The organism is Dorea acetigenes (genome assembly GCF_025567385.1).
Classification (GTDB): domain Bacteria; phylum Bacillota; class Clostridia; order Lachnospirales; family Lachnospiraceae; genus Claveliimonas; species Claveliimonas acetigenes.
This window is the reverse complement of sequence record NZ_JAOQJU010000003.1, coordinates 71,740-98,101: the sequence shown is the minus strand read 5'-3', so window position 1 is coordinate 98,101 and position 26,362 is coordinate 71,740. Positions and strand designations below refer to the sequence as shown.

38 protein-coding genes are annotated in these 26,362 nt (G+C 43.9%); 36 read left to right on the top strand and 2 right to left on the bottom strand.

Features of this window, described 5'->3' with window-relative positions:
* Positions 1-9 precede the first annotated feature (9 nt).
* The 8 genes from gcvH to OCV99_RS04900 are packed head-to-tail and all read left to right on the top strand — an operon-like array spanning position 10 to position 8,837.
* Entirely contained in the window at positions 10-387 is a 378-nt protein-coding gene (gene gcvH / locus OCV99_RS04935) for a glycine cleavage system protein GcvH (RefSeq protein ID WP_158368783.1), read from the top strand.
* A 21-nt stretch (positions 388-408) separates the two neighbouring features.
* A complete protein-coding gene (gcvPA, locus tag OCV99_RS04930) occupies positions 409-1,719 on the top strand; it encodes an aminomethyl-transferring glycine dehydrogenase subunit GcvPA (RefSeq protein ID WP_227192456.1) in 1,311 nt (436 codons plus the stop codon).
* Between the two features lie 3 nt (positions 1,720-1,722).
* On the top strand, positions 1,723-3,153 hold the full coding sequence (gcvPB, locus tag OCV99_RS04925; RefSeq protein ID WP_227192455.1) for an aminomethyl-transferring glycine dehydrogenase subunit GcvPB: 1,431 nt from the start codon (positions 1,723-1,725) through the stop codon (positions 3,151-3,153).
* A gap of 59 nt (positions 3,154-3,212) precedes the next feature.
* Positions 3,213-4,211: a lipoate--protein ligase gene (locus OCV99_RS04920; RefSeq protein ID WP_158368780.1), complete on the top strand. Its 999-nt coding sequence runs from the start codon at positions 3,213-3,215 to the stop codon at positions 4,209-4,211.
* 13 nt (positions 4,212-4,224) lie between these two features.
* Entirely contained in the window at positions 4,225-5,631 is a 1,407-nt protein-coding gene (lpdA, locus tag OCV99_RS04915; protein ID WP_158368778.1) for a dihydrolipoyl dehydrogenase, read from the top strand.
* Positions 5,632-5,651: 20 nt separating this feature from the next.
* Positions 5,652-7,331 (top strand): formate--tetrahydrofolate ligase, encoded by a 1,680-nt coding sequence (locus OCV99_RS04910; RefSeq protein ID WP_158368776.1) that lies wholly within the window; start codon positions 5,652-5,654, stop codon positions 7,329-7,331.
* 14 nt (positions 7,332-7,345) lie between these two features.
* A complete protein-coding gene (locus OCV99_RS04905) occupies positions 7,346-7,972 on the top strand; it encodes a cyclodeaminase/cyclohydrolase family protein (protein ID WP_158368774.1) in 627 nt (208 codons plus the stop codon).
* Between the two features lie 10 nt (positions 7,973-7,982).
* The gene (locus tag OCV99_RS04900) at positions 7,983-8,837 is read left to right on the top strand and encodes a bifunctional 5,10-methylenetetrahydrofolate dehydrogenase/5,10-methenyltetrahydrofolate cyclohydrolase (RefSeq protein WP_158368772.1); all 855 of its coding nucleotides are present in this window, start codon (positions 7,983-7,985) and stop codon (positions 8,835-8,837) included.
* Between the two features lie 487 nt (positions 8,838-9,324).
* Here OCV99_RS04900 and OCV99_RS04895 read toward each other — a convergent pair whose 3' ends face one another.
* Positions 9,325-10,191 (bottom strand): TSUP family transporter, encoded by an 867-nt coding sequence (locus OCV99_RS04895; protein WP_158368770.1) that lies wholly within the window; start codon positions 10,189-10,191, stop codon positions 9,325-9,327.
* A gap of 311 nt (positions 10,192-10,502) precedes the next feature.
* Here OCV99_RS04895 and OCV99_RS04890 point away from each other — a divergent pair, with 311 nt between their 5' ends.
* On the top strand, positions 10,503-11,195 hold the full coding sequence (locus OCV99_RS04890; protein WP_158368768.1) for a YcxB family protein: 693 nt from the start codon (positions 10,503-10,505) through the stop codon (positions 11,193-11,195).
* Between the two features lie 60 nt (positions 11,196-11,255).
* On the opposite strand, the gene OCV99_RS04885 is transcribed toward OCV99_RS04890, so the two are convergent.
* Positions 11,256-12,182 (bottom strand): permease, encoded by a 927-nt coding sequence (locus tag OCV99_RS04885; RefSeq protein ID WP_227192454.1) that lies wholly within the window; start codon positions 12,180-12,182, stop codon positions 11,256-11,258.
* 508 nt (positions 12,183-12,690) lie between these two features.
* Here OCV99_RS04885 and rpsJ point away from each other — a divergent pair.
* From rpsJ to rpmJ, 27 genes are all read left to right on the top strand, one after another.
* On the top strand, positions 12,691-13,008 hold the full coding sequence (gene rpsJ / locus OCV99_RS04880; RefSeq protein ID WP_158368766.1) for a 30S ribosomal protein S10: 318 nt from the start codon (positions 12,691-12,693) through the stop codon (positions 13,006-13,008).
* A gap of 74 nt (positions 13,009-13,082) precedes the next feature.
* A complete protein-coding gene (rplC, locus tag OCV99_RS04875; RefSeq protein WP_158368764.1) occupies positions 13,083-13,763 on the top strand; it encodes a 50S ribosomal protein L3 in 681 nt (226 codons plus the stop codon).
* A gap of 29 nt (positions 13,764-13,792) precedes the next feature.
* On the top strand, positions 13,793-14,413 hold the full coding sequence (rplD, locus tag OCV99_RS04870) for a 50S ribosomal protein L4 (RefSeq protein ID WP_158368762.1): 621 nt from the start codon (positions 13,793-13,795) through the stop codon (positions 14,411-14,413).
* Entirely contained in the window at positions 14,413-14,718 is a 306-nt protein-coding gene (rplW, locus tag OCV99_RS04865) for a 50S ribosomal protein L23 (RefSeq protein WP_158368760.1), read from the top strand. Before rplD ends, rplW begins: the two co-directional genes overlap by 1 nt.
* Before the next feature lie 207 nt (positions 14,719-14,925).
* Positions 14,926-15,768, top strand: coding sequence for a 50S ribosomal protein L2 (gene rplB, locus OCV99_RS04860; protein WP_158368758.1), 843 nt, complete (start codon positions 14,926-14,928; stop codon positions 15,766-15,768).
* A gap of 23 nt (positions 15,769-15,791) precedes the next feature.
* Positions 15,792-16,073 carry a 30S ribosomal protein S19 gene (rpsS, locus tag OCV99_RS04855; protein ID WP_158368756.1) on the top strand — a complete coding sequence of 94 codons (282 nt, stop codon included), beginning with the start codon at positions 15,792-15,794 and terminating at the stop codon, positions 16,071-16,073.
* Positions 16,074-16,104: 31 nt separating this feature from the next.
* The gene (rplV, locus tag OCV99_RS04850) at positions 16,105-16,491 is read left to right on the top strand and encodes a 50S ribosomal protein L22 (RefSeq protein ID WP_158368754.1); all 387 of its coding nucleotides are present in this window, start codon (positions 16,105-16,107) and stop codon (positions 16,489-16,491) included.
* Between the two features lie 11 nt (positions 16,492-16,502).
* Positions 16,503-17,156: a 30S ribosomal protein S3 gene (gene rpsC / locus OCV99_RS04845; RefSeq protein ID WP_158368752.1), complete on the top strand. Its 654-nt coding sequence runs from the start codon at positions 16,503-16,505 to the stop codon at positions 17,154-17,156.
* Positions 17,157-17,159: 3 nt separating this feature from the next.
* Positions 17,160-17,597, top strand: coding sequence for a 50S ribosomal protein L16 (gene rplP / locus OCV99_RS04840; protein ID WP_158368750.1), 438 nt, complete (start codon positions 17,160-17,162; stop codon positions 17,595-17,597).
* Entirely contained in the window at positions 17,587-17,793 is a 207-nt protein-coding gene (rpmC, locus tag OCV99_RS04835; protein WP_158368748.1) for a 50S ribosomal protein L29, read from the top strand. The genes rplP and rpmC overlap by 11 nt, the downstream gene beginning before the upstream one ends.
* A gap of 21 nt (positions 17,794-17,814) precedes the next feature.
* On the top strand, positions 17,815-18,069 hold the full coding sequence (rpsQ, locus tag OCV99_RS04830) for a 30S ribosomal protein S17 (RefSeq protein WP_158368746.1): 255 nt from the start codon (positions 17,815-17,817) through the stop codon (positions 18,067-18,069).
* A gap of 21 nt (positions 18,070-18,090) precedes the next feature.
* The gene (gene rplN, locus OCV99_RS04825) at positions 18,091-18,459 is read left to right on the top strand and encodes a 50S ribosomal protein L14 (protein ID WP_158368744.1); all 369 of its coding nucleotides are present in this window, start codon (positions 18,091-18,093) and stop codon (positions 18,457-18,459) included.
* Positions 18,460-18,476: 17 nt separating this feature from the next.
* Positions 18,477-18,797 carry a 50S ribosomal protein L24 gene (gene rplX, locus OCV99_RS04820; RefSeq protein WP_158368742.1) on the top strand — a complete coding sequence of 107 codons (321 nt, stop codon included), beginning with the start codon at positions 18,477-18,479 and terminating at the stop codon, positions 18,795-18,797.
* 23 nt (positions 18,798-18,820) lie between these two features.
* Positions 18,821-19,360, top strand: coding sequence for a 50S ribosomal protein L5 (gene rplE / locus OCV99_RS04815; protein ID WP_158368740.1), 540 nt, complete (start codon positions 18,821-18,823; stop codon positions 19,358-19,360).
* Between the two features lie 11 nt (positions 19,361-19,371).
* On the top strand, positions 19,372-19,557 hold the full coding sequence (locus OCV99_RS04810; RefSeq protein WP_154476718.1) for a type Z 30S ribosomal protein S14: 186 nt from the start codon (positions 19,372-19,374) through the stop codon (positions 19,555-19,557).
* Positions 19,558-19,716: 159 nt separating this feature from the next.
* Positions 19,717-20,118 carry a 30S ribosomal protein S8 gene (rpsH, locus tag OCV99_RS04805; protein WP_158368738.1) on the top strand — a complete coding sequence of 134 codons (402 nt, stop codon included), beginning with the start codon at positions 19,717-19,719 and terminating at the stop codon, positions 20,116-20,118.
* Positions 20,119-20,415: 297 nt separating this feature from the next.
* Positions 20,416-20,958 carry a 50S ribosomal protein L6 gene (gene rplF, locus OCV99_RS04800; protein ID WP_158368736.1) on the top strand — a complete coding sequence of 181 codons (543 nt, stop codon included), beginning with the start codon at positions 20,416-20,418 and terminating at the stop codon, positions 20,956-20,958.
* A gap of 17 nt (positions 20,959-20,975) precedes the next feature.
* Positions 20,976-21,344 carry a 50S ribosomal protein L18 gene (gene rplR / locus OCV99_RS04795; protein ID WP_158368734.1) on the top strand — a complete coding sequence of 123 codons (369 nt, stop codon included), beginning with the start codon at positions 20,976-20,978 and terminating at the stop codon, positions 21,342-21,344.
* 14 nt (positions 21,345-21,358) lie between these two features.
* Positions 21,359-21,868 (top strand): 30S ribosomal protein S5, encoded by a 510-nt coding sequence (rpsE, locus tag OCV99_RS04790; protein ID WP_158368732.1) that lies wholly within the window; start codon positions 21,359-21,361, stop codon positions 21,866-21,868.
* Between the two features lie 14 nt (positions 21,869-21,882).
* The gene (gene rpmD, locus OCV99_RS04785) at positions 21,883-22,062 is read left to right on the top strand and encodes a 50S ribosomal protein L30 (RefSeq protein WP_158368730.1); all 180 of its coding nucleotides are present in this window, start codon (positions 21,883-21,885) and stop codon (positions 22,060-22,062) included.
* A gap of 30 nt (positions 22,063-22,092) precedes the next feature.
* On the top strand, positions 22,093-22,533 hold the full coding sequence (rplO, locus tag OCV99_RS04780; protein ID WP_158368728.1) for a 50S ribosomal protein L15: 441 nt from the start codon (positions 22,093-22,095) through the stop codon (positions 22,531-22,533).
* Complete coding sequence (secY, locus tag OCV99_RS04775; RefSeq protein ID WP_158368725.1) at positions 22,534-23,850, top strand: preprotein translocase subunit SecY; 1,317 nt, start codon at positions 22,534-22,536, stop codon at positions 23,848-23,850.
* A gap of 56 nt (positions 23,851-23,906) precedes the next feature.
* Positions 23,907-24,551 carry an adenylate kinase gene (locus OCV99_RS04770; RefSeq protein WP_158368722.1) on the top strand — a complete coding sequence of 215 codons (645 nt, stop codon included), beginning with the start codon at positions 23,907-23,909 and terminating at the stop codon, positions 24,549-24,551.
* Positions 24,552-24,554: 3 nt separating this feature from the next.
* Positions 24,555-25,340: a type I methionyl aminopeptidase gene (gene map, locus OCV99_RS04765; RefSeq protein WP_158368719.1), complete on the top strand. Its 786-nt coding sequence runs from the start codon at positions 24,555-24,557 to the stop codon at positions 25,338-25,340.
* A 2-nt stretch (positions 25,341-25,342) separates the two neighbouring features.
* Entirely contained in the window at positions 25,343-25,591 is a 249-nt protein-coding gene (locus OCV99_RS04760) for a KOW domain-containing RNA-binding protein (protein WP_158368717.1), read from the top strand.
* A 15-nt stretch (positions 25,592-25,606) separates the two neighbouring features.
* Positions 25,607-25,825: a translation initiation factor IF-1 gene (infA, locus tag OCV99_RS04755; RefSeq protein ID WP_004607275.1), complete on the top strand. Its 219-nt coding sequence runs from the start codon at positions 25,607-25,609 to the stop codon at positions 25,823-25,825.
* 161 nt (positions 25,826-25,986) lie between these two features.
* Positions 25,987-26,100, top strand: coding sequence for a 50S ribosomal protein L36 (gene rpmJ / locus OCV99_RS04750; RefSeq protein WP_005339020.1), 114 nt, complete (start codon positions 25,987-25,989; stop codon positions 26,098-26,100).
* Positions 26,101-26,362: the final 262 nt, after the last annotated feature.

Genomic DNA, 26,362 nt, shown 5'->3' with positions numbered 1-26,362 from the left:
ACAGGAACAATGGAAGTAAGAGAAGGATTATTATATTCAAAATCACATGAGTGGGTAAAGGAAGAGGGAGATGTTGCAGTAATTGGACTTACTGATTTTGCACAGTCAGAGCTTGGAGATCTGGTATTCGTAAATCTCCCGGAAGAAGAGGATGAAGTTACGGTAGGAGAAGCATTTTCAGATGTAGAGTCTGTAAAAGCAGTATCTGACGTATATTCACCGGTATCCGGCGTGGTATGTGAAGTGAACGAAGAACTTCTGGATGCGCCAGAGAGAATCAATGAGGCTCCATATGATGCATGGTTTGTAAAAGTAAAAGACATTACAGATAAAGAAGAACTTTTGACAGCGGAAGAGTACAAGGCATTTGTAGAGAGCGAAGAATAAAAGAAGGGCGGTGGACGCTTTATGGGAAATTATATTCCTGGAACGAAGCAGGAACAAAAGGAAATGCTTGCTGAGATAGGCTTTGAGTCTATGGAAGATTTATTCGGGCATATTCCGGATGAAGTAAAGGTGAAAGACGGGCTTCATATTCCAGAAGGAATGTCGGAGCTGGAAGTCAGAAGAAAGATGAGCCAGATAGCGGCAAAGAATAAAGTGTTCCCTGTGATTTTCAGAGGAGCAGGCGCGTATCGGCATTATATTCCATCTGTTGTAAAGAGCGTAATATCCAAAGAAAACCTGGTAACGGCATATACGCCATACCAGGCAGAGATTAGTCAGGGAATCTTGCAGTCTATTTTTGAGTATCAGACGATGATCTGCGAGCTTACGGGCATGGACGTATCGAATGCATCTGTATATGACGGGGGCAGTGCGGCGGCGGAGGCGGTTGCCATGTGCAGGGAAAGAAAGCGCAGTAAGGCGCTGATTGCGGCGACAGTAGATCCCCATGTGCTTGAGACGGTGAAAACATATTGTTATGGCAATGAAATGGAACTGGATGTGATTCCAGAGAAAGACGGAGCGGTAGACCTGGAAGCGCTTCGTGCTCTTGTGGATTCCGGGACGGCGTGCGTATACATCCAGCAGCCGAATTATTATGGAAGTCTGGAAGACGCTGAAGCAATCGGAGAGGTTGCGCATGAAGCGGGAGCAAAATATATTATGGGCGTGAATCCGATTTCACTTGGAATCATCAAAACTCCGAGGGAATATGGCGCAGACGTGGCGGTAGGCGATGGACAGCCGCTTGGGCTTTCACTGGCATTTGGCGGCCCATATCTTGGATTTATGGCATGTGTGTCAGGTATGACAAGAAAATTGCCGGGAAGAATTGTAGGGCAGACCAAGGATCACAACGGAAAGACGGGATATGTGCTTACCCTCCAGGCGAGAGAACAGCATATCCGAAGAGAGAAGGCTTCCAGTAATGTATGCTCCAACCAGGCGTTGTGTGCGCTGGCAGTAGGCGTATATCTGGCATCCATGGGAAGTGAAGGGCTTAAGAATGTGGCGGTTCAGTGTACATCAAAAGCTCATTATATGGCAAGGGAATTAGAAAAGGCAGGATGTCGTGTAGAGAACCAGGGAGAATTTTTTCATGAATTTGTTACGGTATCAGATGCCCCGGCAGAGAGCATCCTTTCCGCACTGGAAAAAGAGGGAATTCTCGGAGGCTATCCGCTGGATGAACATAGAATTTTGTGGTGCTGTACAGAGATGAACAGCAAAGAAGATATTGACAGGGCTGTAGCCATCGTAAAGGGGGTGTAAAGGATGTTAATATTTGAAAAAGGAAAAGAAGGCAGAGGCTTAAGCCTGCTTCCGGAGTGCGATGTGGAAGTAATCATGCCGGAAGATAAGAACCGAAGGGAGCGTGCGTTGCATTTGCCGCAGCTTTCCGAAACTGAGATTAGCAGACATTACACAGAGCTTGCGAAGAAATGCCATGGAGTCAATGACGGCTTTTATCCGCTGGGTTCCTGTACGATGAAGTATAACCCGAAGATTAATGAGGATATGGCTTCTCTGCCCGGATTTACGGAGATTCATCCGCTGCAGCCGGAGCACACGGTTCAGGGATGCATGGAAGTAATGAAGACACTGGAAGACTACCTGTGTGAGATTACTGGAATGGAGAGGATGACGCTGCAGCCAGCTGCGGGAGCGCACGGAGAATTTACGGGTCTTCTGCTGATTAAAGCGTACCACGAAAGCCGGGGAGATAAGAAGAGAACCAAGATTATCGTTCCTGATTCCGCCCATGGCACGAACCCGGCCAGCGCTGTTATGGCAGGTTACTCTGTGGTAAGCGTACCATCCGGGGAAGATGGATGCGTAGACCTGGAGAAATTGAAAGAAGCGGCAGGGGATGACGTAGCAGGACTGATGCTTACCAATCCGAACACGGTGGGGCTGTTCGATAAAAATATTCTTGAGATTACCAGAATCATCCATGACTGCGGCGGACAGTGTTATTATGACGGTGCGAACCTGAATGCGGTAATGGGTACGGTACGCCCGGGAGATATGGGATTTGACGTCATTCATCTGAATCTTCATAAGACATTTTCCACGCCTCATGGCGGGGGCGGCCCAGGAAGCGGTCCCGTGGGATGCAAGGAGCATCTGGTACAGTTCCTTCCGTCTGTACTGGTGGAAGGTACAGAGGAGCTTTCCTTTAAGAAGGCGGAGCACAGTATCGGCGAGATGAAGGACTTCTACGGAAACTTCCTTGTGGCAGTGCGGGCGCTGACCTATGTGATGACCCTTGGAAAAGAAGGAATCCCGGAGGCAAGTGGCAATGCAGTTCTTAATGCAAATTATATGATGTATAAGCTGAAAGACCTTTATACCATGGCGTATGACGAAGTGTGTATGCATGAATTTGTTATGAGTCTTTCGGATCTGAAGAAAAAGACGGGCGTGGCTGCGATGGATATCGCCAAAGGACTTCTGGACAATGGCATCCATCCGCCGACCATGTATTTCCCGTTGATTGTAGATGAGGCGTTGATGGTAGAGCCTACCGAGACGGAGTCGAAGGAAACGCTGGATCAGGCAATCCAGGTATTCAGGGAGTTGTACAAATTGGCTGAGGAAGATGCTGAGAAGCTTCACATGGCGCCAGTCAATACGCCGGTAACTAGGCTGGATGAAGTAGGAGCGGCAAGACATCCTGTATTGAGATATGAATTTGAAAAATAGTATTATGATATGGGAGTTCGAGGCGGACTTGTCCGCTTTGTTTTGAGAGAGGTATTACAATGATTAAGAAGCTATCTTATATAGAAAGTGAAAATACCGTGCCTTATCAGAATCTTGCAATGGAGGAGTATCTGCTCCTCCATTGTGGCAAAGAGGAGTGCATCCTATATCTTTGGCAGAATAGGAATACGGTTGTTATCGGGCGTAACCAAAATGTATGGAAAGAATGTCTGGTGAGCAAGCTGGAGGAAGAGAATGGTTATCCGGTGCGCAGGCTCTCCGGCGGTGGCGCGGTCTATCATGATTTGGGGAACCTGAATTTCACTTTCCTTGTGCGCAAGGATAATTACGATGTGGACAGACAGCTTTCCGTTATCCTTGAGGCGGTAAAGAAGCTGGGAATCCATGCGGAGAAGTCAGGAAGAAATGATATATTGATTGACGGCCATAAATTTTCAGGTAATGCATTTTACGAGCAGGGCGACTGCTGCTACCATCACGGGACTCTGATGGTAAATGTAGATATGGGAGAGCTGTCAAGATATCTGACTGTGTCTAAGGAGAAGCTTCAGTCGAAGGGTGTGGATTCTGTGAGGGCAAGAGTGGCCAACTTGACAGAATATGCTCCGGGGCTTACAATTGATAAGTTAAAGCAAAAGCTGCTGGAAGCATTTGAAGAGGTATACGGTCTGGAAGCAGAGATTCTAAAAATGGAAGACCTGGACGCCGGAGAAATTGAAGAGCGGACAAAGCATTTTGCTTCCTGGGACTGGGTGTTCGGGCGAAAACTGGATTTCCAGTATGAGCTTTCTAACCGTTTCCCATGGGGACAGGTAACCTTTCAGATGAAAGTGAAGAATGGGCGGATAGAGGATATGAATGTATATTCTGACGCCATGAAGCAGGATCTGATGCCGGAAATCAGAAATTATCTTAAGAACGTCCGTTATGATAAAAAAGCAATCTGTACAGAGCTTAGTCTTTATTGGTCTGAAGATAAAGAAATGGAGCAGATGATGAAAGATATAATAGAATGGATCGGGACTGTAGATTTATAAAGGAGATGCATTTATGGGCGAGAGATTTGATGTGATTGTCATCGGCGGTGGACCGGGAGGTTATGTGGCGGCAATCAAAACAGCGAAAGCAGGATTTAAGACGGCGGTCATCGAAAACCGGCGGGTGGGAGGCACATGCCTGAACCGAGGCTGTATTCCGGCGAAAGCGATGGTACATGCTTCTTCCATTTACCGGGAAATGAAAGAGAGCGCTGTATTTGGTGTTGAGGCTTCGGAGGTTTCCTATGATTATCATAAGATTCTGGAATATAAAGAAGATACCACGGATAAGCTGTGCCAGGGAATCGAACAACTGTTAAAGGCAAATGGAGTTACTCTTATTTCAGGAAAAGGAACCCTTGAGAAAGGTAAAACGGTACGGGTCGTTTCCCAGGAAGGCGAAGTATGCTATGAAGCGGAGAAAATTATCCTGGCGGCAGGCTCTAAACCTCTGATTCTGCCGATTCCGGGGCTGGAGCTTCCAGGAGTTTTGACCAGTGACGAATTGTTTCGGTTAGAAGAGGCGCCGGAGAGCCTGGTGATTATCGGTGGCGGAGTCATCAGTGTGGAATTTGCAAGTGTATACGCGAATCTGGGATGCAAGGTGACGATTGTGGAGGCTATGCCGAGGCTGATTCCGAATATGGACAAGGAGATTTCCCAGAATTTGAAAATGATTTTGAAAAAGCGGGGAATAGATATTCACACTTCTGCGGCTGTTCAGCGGGTAGAGGAAGAAGATGGACAGTACGCCTGCGTATTTGTGGAAAAAGAAAAGGAAGTAAGAGTTTCCGCTCAGTATGTTCTGTGTGCGGTGGGCAGGTGTCCGAACACCGAGGGGCTGTTTGGAGAGGGCGTGCAGCCGGCTATGGAGCGCGGACGAGTGGTTGTGGATGAGGATTTTAGAACCAGTATAGAGGGAGTCTACGCCATCGGTGATTTGGTGAAAGGTATGCAGTTAGCGCATCTGGCAAGCGCGCAGGGTGTTTATGTGGCAGAAAGGCTTATGGGGAAAGAGCCGGCCATTGACGTGCATACAGTTCCCGGTTGTGTGTATACAGATCCTGAGATTGCATCTGTCGGCATGACGGAAGATGAGGCAAAAGAGCAGGGAATCGCTGTGAAGACTGGTAAGTTTATTATGAGCGCAAATGGAAAGTCCTTGATTACAAAGGAAGAGCGCGGATTTGTTAAGGTGATTGTAGAAGCAGAGACAGACGTGATTGTCGGTGCGCAGCTGATGTGTGCGAGAGCGACGGATATGATCGGAGAGCTGGTAACGGCAGTTGTAAACCGTCTGACGGTACAACAGCTTTTAAGGGGAATGCGGGCTCATCCGACCTATAACGAAGCTATAGCAGAAGCACTGGAGGATGCTGTAGGAGAAGCGGTACATATAATGCCGAAGAAAAAAAGATAAACAGAAAGGTGGTATGTAAAATGGGGTTTAAAAGTGATATTGAAATTGCTCAGGAAGCACAGATGAAGGTGATTAACGAGATTGCGGATTCTATTGGCATTCCGGATAAATATGTAGAAAATTACGGAAAATATAAGGCGAAGATTGATTATCGTTATTATAAGGATGAATTGGAGACTCGTCCTGATGCGAAAGTGATTCTGGTAACGGCAATCAATCCGACTCCGGCGGGAGAAGGAAAGACGACGACGACGATCGGTCTGGCGGATGCGATGAACCGCCTGGGCAAAAAGACGATGGTAGCGCTGCGGGAGCCTTCGCTTGGTCCGGTATTTGGGGTGAAAGGCGGAGCGGCAGGCGGAGGTTACGCGCAGGTTGTTCCGATGGAGGATATTAATCTTCATTTTACAGGAGATCTTCATGCGATTGGAGCTGCCAACAATTTGATTGCAGCGATGCTGGATAACCATATCCATCAGGGAAATGCACTGGATATTGATACGAATAAAGTTACGTGGAGACGTTGTGTAGATATGAATGACCGTCAGCTCCGCTCTATTGTGGACGGGTTGGGAGCTAAGGCAGATGGAGTGACCAGGCAGGATGGATTTGATATTACGGTGGCTTCCGAAATTATGGCAGTATTTTGTCTGGCAAATGATATTCTGGATCTGAAAGAACGTGTGTCTAAGATTATTGTAGCGTATTCAAGAGAAGGCAAACCTGTTACGGCAGGAGACCTTCATGCGGAAGGCGCGGTGGCTGCGCTTCTTAAAGATGCGTTAAAGCCGAATCTGGTGCAGACATTGGAAGGAACGCCTGCATTTATCCATGGCGGGCCATTTGCGAACATTGCTCACGGCTGTAATAGCGTTATTGCCACGAAGATGGGAATGAAGCTGTCAGATTATATGATTACAGAAGCGGGATTCGGTGCAGATTTGGGAGCGGAGAAATTCATTGATATTAAGTGCCGTATGGCAGGTATCCGTCCGAATGCAGTAGTTCTGGTGGCTACAATTAAAGCGCTGAAATATAACGGCGGCGTGCCGAAGACAGAATTGCAGACAGAGAATTTGGAGGCGCTTGAAAAAGGAATTCCAAACTTGCTGAAACATATTGAGAATATTACAAAGGTATATCATCTTCCGGTAGTAGTAGCGATCAATGCTTTTCCGACAGATACGGAAGCGGAGCTTGCGCTTGTCCGCGAGAAATGTGAAGAGTTGGGCGCAAATGTAGCGTTGTCTGAGGTGTGGGCGCGCGGCGGCGAAGGCGGAGAAGAGCTCGCAAAAGAAGTAATCCGTCTTTGTGAAGGTGAGAGTACGATGGAATATGTGTACGATGTCAATGCGTCTGTAAAAGAGAAGATTGAAGCAATTGCAGCAAAGGTGTACGGAGCTGACGGAGTGGATTACACACCCAAGGCAAATAGGGAAATTAAGAATCTGGAAGCAATCGGGCTCGGAAATCTCCCAATCTGTATGGCGAAGAACCAGTACTCATTGACAGATGATGCAAAGAAACTGGGAAGGCCGGAGAACTTCCGGATTACGATTCGTGATATTACAGCTTCTGCGGGAGCAGGTTTCCTGGTTGCCCTTACAGGCGATATTATGAAGATGCCGGGACTTCCGAAGGTACCTTCCGCAGAAAAGATTGATGTAGACGCCGACGGCGTAATATCAGGCTTGTTTTAAGGAGAAGAAAGATTATGATGTTAGAGCAGAAAACCACAGATTTTCTGGAAGTATTATCCTCTGCCGCACCGGTTCCGGGCGGCGGAGGCGCATCAGCGGCGGTAGGCGCGTTTGCGTCAGCCCTTGGAATGATGGTGGCAAACCTTACAATTGGAAAGAAAAAGTATGCTGATGTGGAAGCGGAAATTATAGAAAGAAAGGAACGCCTTCTGGTTCTTCAGAAGAAGCTGATAGAGCTGACGGACAAAGATGCGGAAGCATTTGAGCCGTTGTCAAAAGCGTACGGACTTCCCAAAGAGACGAAGGAGCAGATAGAAGAGAAAGAGCGTGTAATGGAGAAAGCGCTGTATGAGGCGAGTATTGTGCCGCTTGAAATTATGAAGACTGTTTCCGAGGTTATGGATGAGTTAAAGGCATTGGGCGAGAAGGGAAGCAGGATTGCAATCAGCGATGTGGGAGTTGCGGTTCTGTTTGCACGTGCGGCGCTGGAGGGTGCTTCCCTTAACATTTATATTAATACCCGCCTTATGAAAGACAGGGAACAGGCAGAACGTCTAAATCGGGAATCGGACCATATGATTACAGAAGTACGGAAGCTGCAGGAAGAAATCTATGCAGGCGTGCTGGAGAAGATTCGATAGGAGGAAAAAGATGAGTGTATTAATGAAGGGAGCCGATGTGGCGAACGCCATGAAGGAAGTGCTGATAAATAAAGTGGAAGCTCTGAAAGAAGAAGGGACTGTTCCGTGTCTGACCATCGTGAGGGTGGGAAACCGGCCGGATGACCTGGCTTATGAGCGGGGTGCGAAGAAGCGTATGGAAATGACGGGAATTACATGCAGGGTACTGGAGCTCCCGGAAAAGATTACACAGTCAGAGTTTGAAGAAGAATTCCGAAAGGTAAATGATGATCCGGCTGTTCATGGAATTCTTCTTTTCCGCCCTCTGCCAAAGCAGTTGGATGAAGAGCCGATTAAGGCAATGATTCATCCGGAAAAGGATATGGACTGTATGAGTCCGGTAAATGTTGCGAAAGTATTTGCGGGCGACGAGACAGGATATGCGCCTTGTACGGCAGAAGCAGTGATGGAGATGCTGGATTATTATGACATTGATCCGAAAGGGAAAAATGTTACCGTAGTGGGAAGGAGTATGGTGGTTGGCAAGCCTTTGTCTATGATGCTGCTTAAGAGGCATGCGACGATTACAGTCTGCCACACGAGAACGGTTAATCTGATGGAAATCTGCCGCGGTGCGGAGATTCTTGTTGCTGCGGCAGGAAAGGCCAGAATGATAACGGCGGATATGGTTGGCGAAGGCGCAGTTGTTGCGGACGTAGGGATTAATGTGGATGAAGCCGGCAATCTGTGTGGAGACGTGGATTTTGATGCTGTAGAGCCAAAAGCGTCTTATATCAGCCCGGTGCCGAGAGGTGTGGGAAGTATTACAACTTCTGTTCTGGCTAAGCATGTGGTGCGCGCGGCTGAAAGGGCAAGCGGGAAGTAAAAACGGCGGGATTTGAATCAGCGTGATAATAAGTTAATGATTTACCATGTTAAAGTAAACAAAAAAAGAGGACTAAAAAGGGGATTGTTTGTCAACGTGCATAAAATTGATTGTTTTGAAAATTAGTGTATTGACGATTAAAAAAAGTGGTGATATATTATAAACATCTTAAATGTGTGACATTTAAGTGAGACCAATTTGGTTGTTATTGCAGTTACGCTGTTGCCGGTTATTTCCCCCAAGAATGACCTTGCGGCAGTGAACTCCAATTGATATATACATTCCTCGAAAGAGGAGCATTCCCCAGCTTTGTATATAAACAAAACTGCAATGCAACGAGGAAAAACCTCTCAATGACATACCAAAAAGAAAGGGCACGACATATTCAGATGTCGTGCCTTTTCTTTTTGAGTTAAATTAACCTGCGCCCGGAGGACGCAGGTTTCCAAAATGTGAGGCGGGGGCTGCCTCATTGATAAAACGTCGTTTAAGCTTTTGTCGCATCTTTAAAGAAGATGATTGCGCAAATAATCATGACCGCTGTTACGATCCAGGTTAATACGGTGAGCGGGAGTGATGTGATGATAAAGCATGCAACCAGAACACCGATTACGCCGGAAATAGTAAGTACCAGAGAAGTTGCTCTGTTGTATTTTCCTTCTTTTACGAATTTAATACCAGCGGATGGCATCAGGAATGCACAGGAACCCATCATAATTGGGAAGGCAATATCTGCACTTAAGCCCAGCAGCAGACACAGCGCCATACATGGAGCGTAAAGTCCGAGACCAACAATCATAAGAGCGCCCAGAACAAAGTTGATGAGAACGCCAATGACAAGTTTGGCTCCGGTAAGACCACTGGCGGTTCCGACGATGCCGAAAGGTCCGATGCCTGTAAGCTTGCATATCATAACAATTGCAAGTGCAATCAATGCACAGCCGAGAGCGATACGTACTTTCTTCAAATCCCATTTTGATACAACGGAAGCACCGATAACAGCTCCCAGGACAGCAGCGCCGATCATAAGAACCAGTGTAAGCGGATCTACAGTTACCTTCTGGATGAAGACAACTGCTTCCGTAACAACCGGGATGGCGTATGCTACGTTCAGTGTTCCCGGAATCAGGTCATCGGGACAGGTTTTGGTGAATTTAAAAGCCGTCGTTGAGGTTGCATAACTTCCGATTCCAAGCGTATCAAAGAAGTTTGCCAGCGCTCCGATAATGATGGCGGGTATGTATTTTACACTTTTAAAATCTTCCTTGTGTTTCAGTACATCCCTTACATAGTAAACCCCGAAAACTGCAGTCCATATAATCAGGACCCATACTAAGATTTTTGCGACACTCATATTGATTCCTCCTCTAGATTAACTATTTGATATGAGCTATCAAAATAAATGAAAAAAGGCGTTCGCCCTACTGGTGACCGCCTTCGGTTATAAGATACTCATATATTATACTTTCTCTGTCAATATTTTGTCAATATTATATTGAAAAATACTGTTACAAAATAGAATATATTTATAGATATTTATGCCGGAAGCTATTGACGGAGAGGCGGGGTAATTATTATAATTATCAATATATAGATAGTTGGACAGGAAAGAACTTGCCTGATATTCTGTATAATGCTGCAGAACGGAGGAAATGAAAAGTGGAGATGGAAAAGAATGCTGTACAGACATGCGGGGATGAGACGGAAGACAGCAGGGAGTTTAAGAGAGCGAAATACATTGTACGGGTCAGGCGGGACAAAAAGCTTTTGAAGACTTTTGTAAAGTTTTCGAATCGGATCCGTCATCCGCGTGTGACGGTATATTTGGTTACGGTTGGAGCGATGCTGGTAGCGCTGCCGATTGCGAATAAGGACATTGCGCTTCCGGGGGTAATTATTTCTTATGCTGTAGGGGCGCTCATGCTGCTGTTTGCGTTGTTCCGGCATAATATATCTGTAAGTATGATGGCGGACAATCCGGCGACAAAACTGGATGTGGAACTTACCTATCTGTTGGGAAGTACCGGCATTCAGGTAGAGGAAGGCGGAAAGATTGAAAACTTTGGAAATTATAAAAAAATATACCGCGTGTGGGAGGATGAGAAGTTTTTCTATTTGGGGATGAATGAAGATGATTTGTTGGTTTTCCCAAAGGAGAATTTTGAAACGGGAGATCCGGGAACTTTCCGGGATTTTATTCTGGATAAGAGCAGAGTGGATTTTCGCTGGGTACCCACCAGGCCGGATAACATCATAAAAAACAGGATTGCGCAGATGCGCTGGAACATGGCAAAGGAAGACGAAGAAGAGACGGAGAAAAAAGAAAAGAAGGAAAAGAAGAAGAAAAAAGGCATTTGATTTAACGCAAATGCCTTTTATGTACTTTCTATATTCAATTGTAAAGGAAATGCCTGCTAACTAGGCTGCAGAGCCTTTCTTGATACCGTCGTGCAGATATAAGAATGCTGTGAAGTATACGACAACAACGATAACCTTTGTAAGGACATCCAGTGGTAAGCTTTTTACAAATGCATAAGCTACGTATACACCAAGGGAGCCTGCGATAGCCTGTGTCCAGGAACAAACCATATCAAATTTACCTTCTTTAATAAACTTCGGTCCATTACCAAATGCCATCAGGAATGCACAAGATCCCATCATAGCCGGGAATGCACAGTTCGCATCCATTCCCAGTGCAAGAACCATAGCCATACAAGGTGCGTAAAGACCAACACCGATACACATAAGAGCACCGAAGATAAAGTTTCCAACAACAGCGATAACCAGTTTACCGCCGGAAAGTGCGGTTGCAGTACCCTGAGTACCGAACGGACCAACACCTAAGTTCTTCATAAGAACAACGGTTGCAAGAAGGAAAAGACCGACAAACAATGAGAAGCGGACTTTCTTTCTGTCGAATTTGGAAACGATACCGGCCATTACGATAGAACCTGCAATAGCAGCAACGATCATAAGTACAAGTGTAAGAACATCCATTTCAACAATGCCGAAGAAAAGGAATGCTTCCACACATACAGGTACGGTGTCACCTACATTAAGAGTGCCGGGAACCAGCGCGTCATCTACGGACTTTGTCATCTTGAACGCAGCGGAAGTCGGAGCAAAAGAACCGATTCCTAAGGTATCAAGGAAGTTTGCGACAAATCCAATGATTGAAGTTACAACGATGTGTTTCTTTCCGAACTGCCATAACTCTTCACCTGTCATACCCGTTACGGCGTCCCTTTCTGAGCTTGCACGGAGTTCTTTGTTCTTCCTAAGCATAAGAACTACGGTAAGAACGATGCCGATTAAACATAATCCTTTCAAAATATACATGCCCATAATTCAACCCTCCAGATTATAAAATATTTAGTTGTAAAAACGAAACAGACAAAACATACAACACGATACCCCGATATATCCTATTCTATATATAATATTATCTGTCTCTCTTTCACTAATTTTAACAATATATGCAGGGAAAGTCAATTATATTTATTAAAAAATGATAAAATGGGTTAAGAATTGCTTAAGAAATAGAAAAATGGATTGTACGAAAAAAAATACAATAATTCTTGAAAAAGGCTTGAAATATTTCTTTCCTTCCTTTATACTGAAAAAGCTGTGACATGATAGCGATGAAGCGTGAGGTTGCTGCCCGAAAGTGGCAGGTTTTCCGTGGAGCGAATGTCAAGTTAGGAAACTGGCGACAAGTCACTGTACGAAACTACTATAACAGCCACTGAGATGTGGTAACAACGTGTGAGTTTCTCACGACACACACGGGAGAGTGTACAGTCACCGCTTGTCGTACTGAAGTTAAAAGTACGAAAAGGAGGCGACTTTTTTTATGGCAAGTCAAGTAATGAGAATCACTTTGAAGGCGTATGATCACCAGTTGGTGGATGCATCCGCAAAGAAAATCATCGAAACTGTTAAGAAGAATGGATCACAGGTGAGCGGACCGGTACCGCTTCCGACAAAGAAGGAAGTAGTTACAATTTTAAGAGCTGTTCACAATTATAAAGATTCCAGAGAACAGTTTGAGCAGAGAACTCATAAGAGACTTATTGATATCATCACACCAACCCAGAAGACGGTTGATGCACTGTCAAGACTGGAGATGCCAGCTGGCGTTTACATTGATATCAAAATGAAAAACAAGTAAGAACGCAGTAATTCCTATATTTAGGATGAACACCCGAAACGGTGTTCCGCTGTAAATCACAGGAGGTAATTATAATGAAGAAAGCTATCTTAGCTACAAAAGTCGGAATGACTCAGATCTTCAACGAAGACGGTACGCTTACACCAGTAACCGTACTTCAGGCTGGTCCCTGCGTAGTGACACAGATTAAGACCGTTGAGAATGACGGATATAGTGCAGTACAGGTGGGCTTCGTTGACAAGAAAGACAAAATCGTAAATAAAGACAAGAACGGTAAGAAAGAGATCGTTCATCGTCATGGAGTAACAAAAGCTGAGCAGGGACATTTTGCAAAAGCAGGCGTTTCCGGCAAGAGATTTGTAAGAGAATTTAAATTTGATAATGCTGATGAATATACACTGGCACAGGAAATCAAGGCTGACATTTTTGCGGTCGGCGACAAGGTGGATGCTACCGCAATTTCAAAAGGTAAAGGATTCCAGGGTGCAGTTAAGAGACATAATCAGCACAGAGGACCAATGACACACGGTTCTAAGTTCCACCGTCACGCAGGTTCCAACGGTGCGGCATCTGATCCGAGCAAAGTATTTAAGGGCAAGAAAATGCCGGGACAGATGGGCAACAAGAAGATTACAATTCAGAATCTTGAGGTTGTGCGCGTAGATGCAGAGAACAATCTGCTTCTTGTTAAGGGTTCTGTACCGGGACCGAAGAAGTCTTTAGTAACTATTAAAGAGACAGTGAAAGCTATCTAGGCTTAGCTAAGAAAGGAGGAACACTAGAGATGGCAAACGTAGCAGTTTACAATATCGAAGGTAAAGAAGTTGGTACAATCGATTTGAATGATGCTGTATTTGGTGTAGAAGTGAATGAACACTTAGTGCACATGGCAGTGGTAAACCAGCTTGCAAATAAACGTCAGGGAACTCAGAAAGCTAAGACCCGTTCTGAAGTGTCCGGAGGCGGAAGAAAACCATGGAGACAGAAAGGAACAGGTCATGCAAGACAGGGTTCAACAAGAGCTCCACAGTGGACAGGCGGCGGAGTGGTATTTGCTCCGGTACCGAGAGATTATTCATTTAAGATGAATAAGAAAGAGAAGAGAGCAGCTCTGAAATCCGCTCTCAGTGCAAAGGTAGAAGAGAAGAAATTCATCGTAATTGATGAGATTAAGCTCGATGAAATTAAGACAAAGAATTTTGTGAATATTCTTAAGAACTTAGATGTGAAGAAAGCATTAGTAGTATTAGAAGACGGCAATACGAACGCTGAGATTTCTGCAAGAAATATCGCGGATGTGAAGACAGCTAAGACTAATACGATCAATGTGTACGACATCTTAAAATACAACACAGTAATCGCAACGAAAGCTGCTGTTGCAACTATCGAGGAGGTGTACGCATAATGGCAAATATTCAGTATTATGATGTAATCCTTAAACCAATCGTAACAGAAAAGAGCATGGAGCTTATGGGTGACAAGAAATACACATTCCTTGTACACACAGAGGCGACAAAGAGCCAGATCAAGGAAGCTGTTGAGAAAATGTTCGCTGGAACAAAGGTTAAGAGTGTAAACACGATGAACCTTGATGGTAAGAAGAAGAGAGTTCGCGGAACATTCAAATATGGCAAGACAGCTAAGACGAAAAAAGCAATTGTTCAGCTTACGGCTGAAAGCGCAGATATTGAAATCTTCGAGGGTCTGTAGACTTGACGAAAGCAAGCGTAAGCGCAGGTTGAGTCCTAGTCGGGACCCGTTCCCAAGCGTTAGCGATGACGAGCCGGCAGGCGAAGGAAGAGCTTAGGCGCACGGAACCTGTAGACTTGACGAAAGCAAGCGTAAGCGCAGGTTGAGTAAAAATATACGGTGCAAATCCGTGAAAAGAATAACCAGAAATTGAAAGGAGAAGTAATCATGGGAATTAAAACATATCGCCCATATACGCCTTCCAGAAGACAGATGACTGGATCTGATTTCTCTGAAATCACAAAGACAACGCCAGAAAAATCTCTGTTAGCTCCAAAGAGCAGACAGGCAGGACGTAACAATCAAGGTAAAATTACAGTTAGACACCGCGGAGGCGGAGCTAAGAAGAAATATAGAATTATTGACTTTAAGAGAAGAAAAGATGGTATTCCGGCAAAGGTAATCGGAATTGAGTATGATCCGAACAGAACAGCGAATATCGCTCTTATCTGCTATGAAGATGGTGAAAAGGCATATATCCTTGCACCGGCAGGATTACAGGTAGGATGGAAAGTAATGAACGGACCGGAAGCAGAAGTGTTGATTGGTAATTGCCTGCCGCTTTCTGAGATCCCGGTTGGTACACAGATTCATAATATTGAGCTTCATCCCGGAAAAGGCGGACAGATGGTTCGTTCCGCGGGTAACAGCGCTCAGCTGATGGCAAAAGAAGGGAAATACGCTACTCTTCGTCTTCCGTCAGGAGAAATGAGAATGGTTCCGCTTGAGTGCCGTGCATCTGTCGGTGTAGTAGGCAATGGAGATCACAGCTTGATTAATATTGGTAAAGCAGGACGTAAACGCCATATGGGTATCAGACCTACTGTTCGTGGTTCTGTTATGAACCCGAATGACCATCCGCATGGTGGTGGTGAAGGTAAGACAGGAATCGGCCGCCCGGGTCCGTGTACTCCGTGGGGTAAACCGGCTCTTGGTCTTAAGACTCGCAAGAAGAATAAACAGTCTAACAAGTTAATCGTAAGAAGACGTGATGGTAAAGGTATTAAATAATAGATTCGTAAGGAGGTAGAACCATGGCTCGTTCACTTAAAAAAGGACCATTCGCAGATGCAAGCCTGCTTAAGAAGATTGATGCAATGAACGCATCAGGCGACAAATCAGTTATCAAAACATGGTCTCGTCGTTCTACAATCTTCCCAAGCATGATTGGACATACAATTGCAGTTCATGACGGAAGAAAACATGTGCCTGTATATGTAACAGAAGATATGGTTGGACACAAGCTCGGAGAGTTCGTTGCAACCAGAACTTACAGAGGACATGGTAAAGACGAAAAGAAATCTAAAGTCAGATAATAAACAGTGTATTTGAAAGGAGGGTTCATCCATGGCAAAAGGACACAGATCCCACATCAAGAGAGAGAGAAATGCGATTAAGGACACAAGACCTTCAGCTAAATTATCTTATGCTCGAGTTTCTGTTCAGAAAGCATGCTTTGTATTGGATGCCATCAGAGGTAAGGATGTAACGACAGCGCTTGGTATTTTGACATATAATCCAAGATATGCTTCAAGTTTAATAAAGAAATTATTAGAGTCAGCAATCGCAAATGCTGAGAATAACAATGGTATGAATGTTGAGAATCTCTATATTGCAGAAGCTTATGCAAATAAGGGACCAACAATGAAGAGAATCAGACCAAGAGCACAGGGAAGGGCTTACAGAATCGAAAAGAGAATGAGTCACATTACACTTGTGCTTGATGAAAGATAAGGAGGGCAATCATGGGACAGAAAGTTAATCCTCATGGCTTGAGAGTCGGTATTATTAAAGATTGGGACTCTAAATGGTATGCAGAGAAAGAGTTTGCAGATTACCTTGTTGAAGACCATGAAATCAGAACATTTCTTAAAAAGAAATTATATAGTGCCGGTGTTTCTAAGATTGAGATCGAAAGAGCATCAGACCGTGTTAAAATCATCATTTATACAGCTAAGCCGGGTGTGGTAATCGGTAAAGGCGGATCTGAGATTGAGAAGGTGAAAGCTGAACTTACCCGGTTTACAGATAAGAAATTAGTTGTTGATATTAAAGAAGTTAAGAGACCGGACAAAGACGCTCAGTTAGTAGCTGAGAACATCGCACTTCAGTTAGAGAACCGTATTTCTTTCAGACGTGCTATGAAATCTTGCATGTCCAGAACAATGAAAGCAGGAGCACTTGGTGTGAAGACATCCGTATCCGGACGTTTGGGCGGAGCTGATATGGCTCGTACAGAGTTCTACAGTGAAGGAACAATTCCGCTTCAGACATTGAGAGCAGACATTGACTACGGATTCGCCGAAGCAGACACGACTTACGGCAAAGTTGGCGTGAAGGTATGGGTTTACAAAGGCGAAGTTCTTCCGGAAAAAGCAGCAAAGGAAGGAGAGAGATAAATCATGTTAATGCCAAAAAGAGTAAAACGTCGTAAACAGTTCCGTGGCTCCATGAAAGGAAAAGCCCTTCGTGGAAACACGCTTTCCTATGGTGAATATGGTATTGTTGCAATGGAGCCGTGCTGGATCCGTTCCAATCAGATCGAGGCAGCCCGTGTCGCTATGACTCGTTATATTAAGCGTGGCGGTAAAGTTTGGATCAAAATATTCCCAGATAAACCAGTAACTACGAAACCAGCTGAAACACGTATGGGTTCCGGTAAAGGTACCTTAGAATACTGGGTGGCTGTTGTTAAGCCAGGCCGCGTAATGTTTGAGATCGCAGGCGTGCCTGAAGAAGTGGCAAGAGAAGCGCTTCGTCTTGCAACACACAAGTTACCTTGTAAATGTAAAATCGTTTCTCGCGCAGACTTAGAAGGCGGTGATAACAGTGAAAATTAATGCATTTGTAGAAGATTTAAGGACAAAATCAGCTGCAGAGCTGAACGAAGAATTAGTAGCTGCTAAGAAGGAGCTTTTCAACTTAAGATTCCAGAACGCAACAAATCAGTTAGATAACACGAGCAGAATTAAGGAAGTCAGAAGAAACATTGCCAGAATTCAGACCGTTATTACTGAGAAGGCTAAAGCAGAGTAGTTCGGAAAGGAGTAGAAGACCGTGGAAAGAAATTTGAGAAAAACACGTGTAGGCAAAGTTGTCAGCAATAAGATGGATAAAACAATCGTCGTTGCAGTTGAAGACCACGTAAAACATCCGCTTTACAACAAGATTGTAAAAAGAACTTATAAATTAAAAGCTCATGATGAAGAGAATGTATGCAACATCGGAGATAAAGTAAAAGTAATGGAAACGAGACCGTTGTCCAAGGATAAGAGATGGCGCCTTGTTGAAGTTATGGAAACAGTGAAATAGTATATAAGGAGGGAAACCTGCATGATACAGCAAGAAAGCAGACTTAGAGTAGCAGACAACACAGGTGCGAAAGAGTTACTTTGTATCCGTGTGCTTGGTGGTTCAACCAGAAGATATGCAAGCATTGGTGACATTATCGTTGCGACTGTTAAAGATGCAACACCAGGCGGCGTTGTTAAAAAAGGTGATGTAGTAAAAGCTGTAGTTGTACGTACGGTAAAAGGTACTCGTCGTAAAGATGGTTCTTATATCCGCTTCGACGAAAATGCTGCTGTAATTATAAAAGATGATAAGAATCCAAGAGGAACCCGTATCTTTGGGCCAGTGGCGAGAGAGCTTCGTGACAAACAGTTTATGAAAATTGTTTCCTTAGCTCCGGAAGTACTTTAAGGAGGTGCGAGAATAAGATGGCAACTATGAAAATCAAAAAAGGCGATACAGTTAGAGTAATTGCCGGTGCAGATAAAGGAAAAGAAGGCAAAGTCATTTCCGTAGATCAGAAGAATGGTAAAGTTGTTGTTGAGAATGTCAACATGCTGACTAAGCACACAAAACCAAGCATGGCAAACCAGAACGGCGGCATCATTCACCAGGAAGGACCAGTTGATATTTCTAATGTAATGTACGTCCACAAAGGAAACGCTGTCAGAGTCGGTTTTAAAATGGACGGAGACAAAAAAGTTCGTGTCGCAAAAGTGAAAAACGGCGAAAACGAAGTGATTGATTAATTTGAGGAAGGAGGTCCAAAGCTTTGAGTAGACTGAAAGAACAGTATCAGAACGAGATTGTTGACGCAATGATCAAGAAGTTTGGTTATAAAAATATTATGGAAGTTCCGAAGCTCGACAAGGTTGTAATCAATATGGGCGTCGGAGAAGCAAAAGATAATGCGAAACTTCTGGATTCTGCAATTGGTGACCTTGAGAAGATCACGGGACAGAAAGCAGTTGTTTGTAAAGCAAAGAAATCAGTTGCTAACTTCAAATTAAGAGAAGGAATGGCAATCGGATGTAAAGTTACTTTAAGAGGAGAAAAGATGTATGAGTTTGTTGATCGTCTGATTAACCTTGCACTTCCTCGTGTACGTGACTTCAGAGGGGTAAACCCGAATGCATTCGATGGAAGAGGAAATTACGCCCTTGGTATTAAAGAGCAGCTTATCTTCCCGGAGATTGAGTATGATAAGGTGGATAAAGTAAGAGGTATGGACGTGATTTTTGTTACAACCGCTAAAACAGATGAAGAGGCACGTGAACTGCTTACACAGTTCAATATGCCGTTTACAAAATAAGGAGGTAAATTATGGCTAAAACAGCAATGAAAATTAAACAGCAGCGTAAGCAGAAATTCTCTACAAGAGAATACAGCCGTTGCAGAATTTGTGGCCGTCCGCATGCATATTTAAGAAAATATGGAATCTGCCGTGTTTGCTTCCGTGAGCTGGCATATAAAGGACAGATCCCAGGCGTAAAGAAAGCAAGCTGGTAGCCCGAAAGCAACTTGGTGAAAGCAAGCCGTCGGCGCAGCTTGAGCCTAGTGCGAGGGCGTTCTTCGAGATAAGCGAGGTGTTTTCGAGCATGGCGAGAAGAACTTCCTTATGAAGAACTTCATTATTGAAACTTCACTAGAAAAGGAGGATAATATTTCATGACTATGAGTGATCCAATCGCAGATATGCTTACAAGAATCCGTAATGCGAATACTGCTAAACATGATACAGTAGATATTCCTGCATCTAAGATGAAATTATCTATTGCAGAGATTTTACTGAATGAAGGATATATTGAGAAATATGATGTCGTAGAAGACGGAGCGTTCAAAACAATCCGTGTAACATTAAAATACGGCGCTGACAAGAATGAGAAGGTTATTTCCGGTCTGAAGAGAATTTCCAAACCAGGTCTGCGTGTATACGCAAGCTGTGAGGAACTTCCGAAGGTATTGGGCGGACTCGGAACGGCTATTATTTCAACAAATCAGGGTGTTATTACTGATAAAGAAGCAAGAAAAATGGGCGTAGGCGGAGAAGTTCTCTGCTTCGTGTGGTAAGCACTGAACACTTAGCGAATCTGAGCGTGAGCGAAAGATGAGCTTAGTGAGAAGGCTGTTCTTTGAGATTAGCAAGAGTGAGCCGTAAGGCGAAGCTTGAGCTTAGCGAAAAGAACTTCCTTATAAAAATGAGTACAGAGGAAACACCGCAGTCACTAGGTTCGGGAAGATCTCACCAAGTGTCTGGGTGTACGTTCGTACTAAACTCGAAAAGACCTCGTTAAGTACTCACAGCAACTGAAAACAGAGCAGACTAAAGCATCTGCTCCGAGAATTTAAGTTAAGGAGGATTAGGCAATGTCACGTATAGGAAGACTGCCAATCGCAGTTCCGGCAGGCGTTACTGTTGAAATTGCAGAAAATAATAAAGTGACTGTAACAGGTCCAAAAGGAACTCTTTCTAAAGAGCTTCCGTCAGAGATGGAAATCAAGCAGGAAGGCGATGAAATTATCGTTACGAGACCGAATGATTTAAAGAGAATGAAATCTCTTCACGGTCTTACAAGAACACTGATTAACAATATGGTTGTTGGTGTAACAGAAGGATATAAGAAAGTCCTGGAAGTGAATGGTGTTGGTTACAGAGCAGCAAAATCAGGCAATAAACTGACACTTAGCCTGGGATACTCCCATCCGGTAGAGATGATTGATCCAGAAGGTATTGAGACTGTTCTGGAAGGACAGAACAAGATTACGGTTCAGGGGATTGATAAAGAAAAAGTAGGCCAATACGCAGCTGAAATCAGAGACAAGAGAAGACCGGAGCCATACAAAGGCAAAGGTATTAAATATGCTGATGAAGTTATCAGACGTAAAGTTGGTAAGACTGGTAAGAAATAAATAAGGAGAGTGTGAAAATGGTTAGCAAAAAATCTAGAAGCGAAGTTCGTGTGAAAAAACACAAAAAATTACGTAACCGTTTCAGCGGTACAACTGAATGCCCGCGTTTAGCAGTATTCAGAAGTAATAATCATATGTATGCTCAGATTATTGACGATACAGTTGGCAACACTCTGGTTTCCGCTTCCACTCTTCAAAAAGAAGTGAAGGCAAACTTGGAAAAAACCAACGACGTTAATGCAGCAGCATATTTGGGAAAAGTCATTGCAGAAAGAGCACTGGAAAAAGGCATTAAAGATGTTGTTTTTGACAGAGGCGGCTTTATATATCATGGCAAGGTTCAGGCATTAGCAGACGCAGCTAGAGAAGCTGGGCTGAATTTCTAGAAGGAGGAGCACACATGAAACAAGAACGTATTGATGCTAGTTCATTAGAATTAACAGAAAAAGTAGTATCAATTAAACGTGTTACCAAAGTTGTTAAGGGTGGCCGTAACATGAGATTCACAGCTTTAGTTGTTGTAGGTGATGGAAATGGCCATGTTGGTGCAGGTTTAGGAAAAGCAACTGAAATTCCTGAAGCGATCCGCAAAGGAAAGGAAGATGCAACGAAGAAGCTTATTTCTGTAGCATTAAATGAAAATGGAAGTATTACACATGATTTGATTGGTAAGTTCGGAAGCGCTTCCGTATTATTGAAGACAGCTCCGGAAGGTACTGGTGTTATCGCCGGAGGTCCGGCGCGTGCCGTTATTGAGATGGCGGGAATCAAGAACATCCGTACAAAATCTTTGGGTTCCAACAATAAGCAGAACGTAGTTCTTGCTACAATTGAAGGTCTTAAAGAGATTAAAACTCCGGAAGAGGTTTCAAGACTTCGCGGCAAATCAATAGAAGAGATTGTAGGCTAAGGAGGTAGACCGAAATGGCAAATTTGAAAATCACGTTAGTAAAATCTACAATCGGTGCTGTACCAAAGCATAAAAGAACCGTTGAAGCTTTGGGTTTAAAGAAGCTTAACAAGACAGTTGAACTTCCTGATAACGCAGCTACAAGAGGTATGATTAAACAGGTTCAGCACTTAGTAAAAGTAGAAGAAGCTTAATTGAATAATATCGAGTAAGGAGGTGTCATGATGGACTTATCAAATTTAAGACCTGCTGATGGGGCGAAACAGAGCAATAATTTCAGAAGAGGACGTGGACACGGTTCAGGAAATGGTAAGACTGCCGGAAAAGGACACAAGGGTCAGAAAGCTCGTTCCGGCGGCACAAGACCTGGTTTTGAAGGCGGACAGATGCCGTTATATAGAAGAATTCCTAAGAGAGGCTTTACAAACAGAAATACAAAGACAATCGTAGGAATTAATGTAAGCGCACTGGAAGTATTTGACAACGATGCAGTTGTTTCTGTAGAGACATTGGTAGAAGCAGGCATTGTAAAAAATCCAAGAGATGGAGTTAAAATCCTCGGAAATGGAGAGTTGACAAAGAAGCTTACAGTTCAGGCTAATGCATTCAGTGCTGGTGCAGCGGCTAAAATTGAAGCTCTTGGCGGAAAAGCAGAGGTGATCTAATTGTTTAAAACATTACAAAGGGCATTTCAAATCAAAGATATCCGGAAAAAGATTTTCTATACCTTTATGATGTTAGTTGTAATCAGACTTGGATCTCAACTGCCTACACCGGGCATCAATGCAAGCTATATTCAGGACTTTTTTGCACAGAATACGGGGGAAGCGTTTAACTTGTTTAACGCTTTCACCGGTGGTTCTTTTGAGCAGATGTCAATTTTTGCCCTGAGTATTACACCATACATCACATCTTCCATTATTATGCAGCTTCTTACCATTGCAATTCCGAAGTTGGAGGAGATGCAGAAAGAAGGAGAAGATGGAAGGAAGAAAATTGCATCTATTACCCGTTATGTTACGGTAATACTTGCTTTGATTGAATCTACCGCAATGGCAGTCGGGTTCGGACGCCAGGGACTGCTTGAGGAATACAATTTTGTAAATGCAGCAATTGTTGTCCTGACTTTGACAGCGGGTTCTGCATTCCTTATGTGGGTTGGTGAAAGAATCACAGAAAAAGGTGTGGGAAATGGTATCTCCATCGTGTTGGTAATCAACATCATTTCCCGTGTTCCAAGTGATATGACGACACTGTACGAACAGTTCGTAAAAGGAAAGAGCATCGCATCTGCAGCGCTTGCAGTTTTGATTATTCTTGCGATTATTCTGGCGCTTGTTGTTCTGGTAGTTATCCTGCAGGGCGGCGAGAGAAGGATTGCAGTACAGTATTCTCAGAAAATGCAGGGAAGAAGGACTTATGGAGGACAGTCTACCCATATTCCTCTTAAAGTCAATACAGCCGGAGTAATTCCGATTATCTTCGCTTCTTCGCTGATGCAGTTCCCGATCGTAATCGCATCTTTCATGGGAAAAGGCGACGGAACAGGAATCGGAAGTGAGATCCTCAGGGGTCTGAACCAGGCAAACTGGTGTAATCCGCAGAATATAAAATATACATGGGGATTGCTTGTGTATATTGTACTTACGGTATTCTTTGCATATTTCTATACATCCATCACATTTAACCCGATGGAGATTGCAAACAATATGAAAAAAAGCGGAGGATTTATTCCTGGTATCCGTCCGGGAAAACCGACAATTGAGTATTTGACAAAAATATTGAATTATATTATCTTTATCGGAGCGTGCGGACTCGTGCTGATACAGCTTGTGCCAATCTTCTTTAATGGTTGGCTGGGAGCGAGCGTATCCTTCGGCGGAACTTCTCTGATTATTATTGTCAGTGTTATTTTGGAGACAATTAAGCAGATTGAAGCACAGATGCTGGTACGTAATTATAAAGGATTTTTGAACAGCTAATATTTTGACTCGCGGAAATTCTCCGCGGGTTAAAATACTATAAGGAGGAAATGCATATGAAGATTATTATGTTGGGCGCGCCTGGAGCGGGCAAAGGAACACAGGCAAAGAAAATTGCGGAAAAGTATAGTATTCCGCATATCTCAACGGGAGACATTTTCCGCGCGAATATTAAAAATGGCACAGAATTGGGGAAAAAGGCGAAAACATATATGGATCAGGGACTTCTGGTTCCGGATGAGCTGGTTGTAGATTTGGTTGTAGACCGTGTAAATCAGGACGATTGTAAGAACGGCTATGTGTTGGATGGATTCCCGAGGACGATTCCGCAGGCAGAGGCGCTTACAAAGGCGTTGGCGGCAATGGATCAGAAGATGGATTATGCCATTGATGTAAATGTTCCGGATGAGAATATTGTGAACCGTATGTCCGGAAGAAGAGCATGCGTAGGGTGCGGCGCCACCTATCATTTAAAATATGCTCCGACAAAAACAGAGGGGATCTGCGATGTTTGCGGCAAAGAATTGATTTTAAGAGACGACGATAAGCCGGAAACTGTTCAGAAGCGTCTGAATGTATACCATGAGCAGACACAGCCGTTGATTGATTACTATACGGCTGCCGGGATTTTGAGAACTGTGGATGGAACGGTAGATATTAATGATGTGTTCCAGGCTATCGTTGATATTTTAGGAGCGTAGAATATGCCAATTACTATAAAATCAGCAAGAGAAATTGAACTTATGGAAGAAGCCGGAAGAATTTTGGAGTCTGTACATAAGGAACTGGAGAAGGCAGTGCATCCCGGGATGACAACTCTTGAGATTGACAGGTTAGGGGAGGAGATTATCCGAAGCTTCGGATGTGTTCCTTCCTTCCTGAATTATAATGGCTATCCGGCGTCAATCTGTGTGTCCGTGAATGATGAAGTTGTCCACGGCATACCGAGCAGTAAGCGTATCCTGAAAGAAGGAGATATTGTGAGCCTGGATGCCGGAGTCATTTATAAAGGGTATCATTCCGATGCGGCAAGAACCCATGCAGTCGGCGAAATCAGTAAAGAAGCGGCTGATCTGATAAAGGTAACCCGGGAAGCTTTTTTTGAAGGTATAAAATATGCAAAAGAAGGCAACCATTTATTTGATATTTCAGCAGCAATCGGCAAATATGCCGGAGAGCGGGGATATGGAGTGGTCCGGGACCTGTGTGGGCATGGAATTGGAACCAGTCTGCATGAATCGCCGGAAATACCGAATTATGAGATGAACCGAAAAGGGATCCTTTTGAAAGCGGGAATGACGCTTGCTATCGAGCCTATGATTAATATCGGCGGATGGGAAGTTGACTGGCTTGCAGATGACTGGACAGTAGTAACCAGGGATCATTCATTGTCTGCACATTATGAGAATACAGTACTTATTACAGAGGATGAACCGAGACTTCTGACCCTGACCGGGAATTCTTTGCAGAACAGCCTGGGAGAAATATAATAATGGGAAGATATGAGAAGGGAATGCTTGCTAGATCAAAGGCAGGTCATGATGAAGGCAGAGTGTATATCATAGCAGATACGGACGATGCATATGTATATTTAGCAGACGGAAGGATCCGGACATTAGATAATCTAAAAAAGAAAAAGAAAAAGCATGTGCAGCCGGTCTGCAGGAAATATGATATAATCGGAATGGACGATGTAGAAATCAAGCGTATCATAAAAGAATGGGTCAGGAAAGAAGAATAACAGGAGGGAAAATATATGTCAAAAGCTGATGTAATCGAAATTGAAGGAACAGTAGTTGAAAAACTGCCAAATGCAATGTTTCAGGTAGAGTTGGAGAATGGACATCAGGTACTTGCGCACATCAGTGGAAAGCTGAGAATGAATTTTATTAAAATATTGCCGGGAGATAAGGTAACACTGGAGCTGTCCCCTTATGATCTTTCTAAAGGAAGAATCATCTGGAGGGATAAATAATCTAAAAAAACTATTGACTTTGCTCATCTGCTGACTTATAATATATAAGCATGTTTCCGGGCATTTTTATGCAATCGGGTTGTCATTAAGGGAAAAAGACCGGATTTACAGGAAATATGCGGGTAACGGAAGTCAGCCAATGGATGAAAGGAGGATTTGACGTGAAGGTTAGATCATCAGTAAAACCAATTTGCGAAAAATGCAAAGTAATCAAAAGAAAAGGAAGCGTTCGCATTATCTGCGAGAATCCAAAGCATAAACAGCGTCAGGGATAAACATTGAACACTTAATGAGCGCGAGGCGGTAGCCGAAGTGCGAATTTAGTGAACCGAACATCCTTATATTATGATTATATTACAGTAGTTTATGCAACACAAATTAGGCGGCTGATAGTTGACACGCCAGGAGGCGTGTAGACTATTTTAAATATACAAGGAAGCACCTTTAGCCGGTGAAAATCCTCGTATATTGCTTGAATGCCGGCCCGTCATTACCGGATATTCTGGTGGCGGTATATTGATAATTGATGCCGTGCCA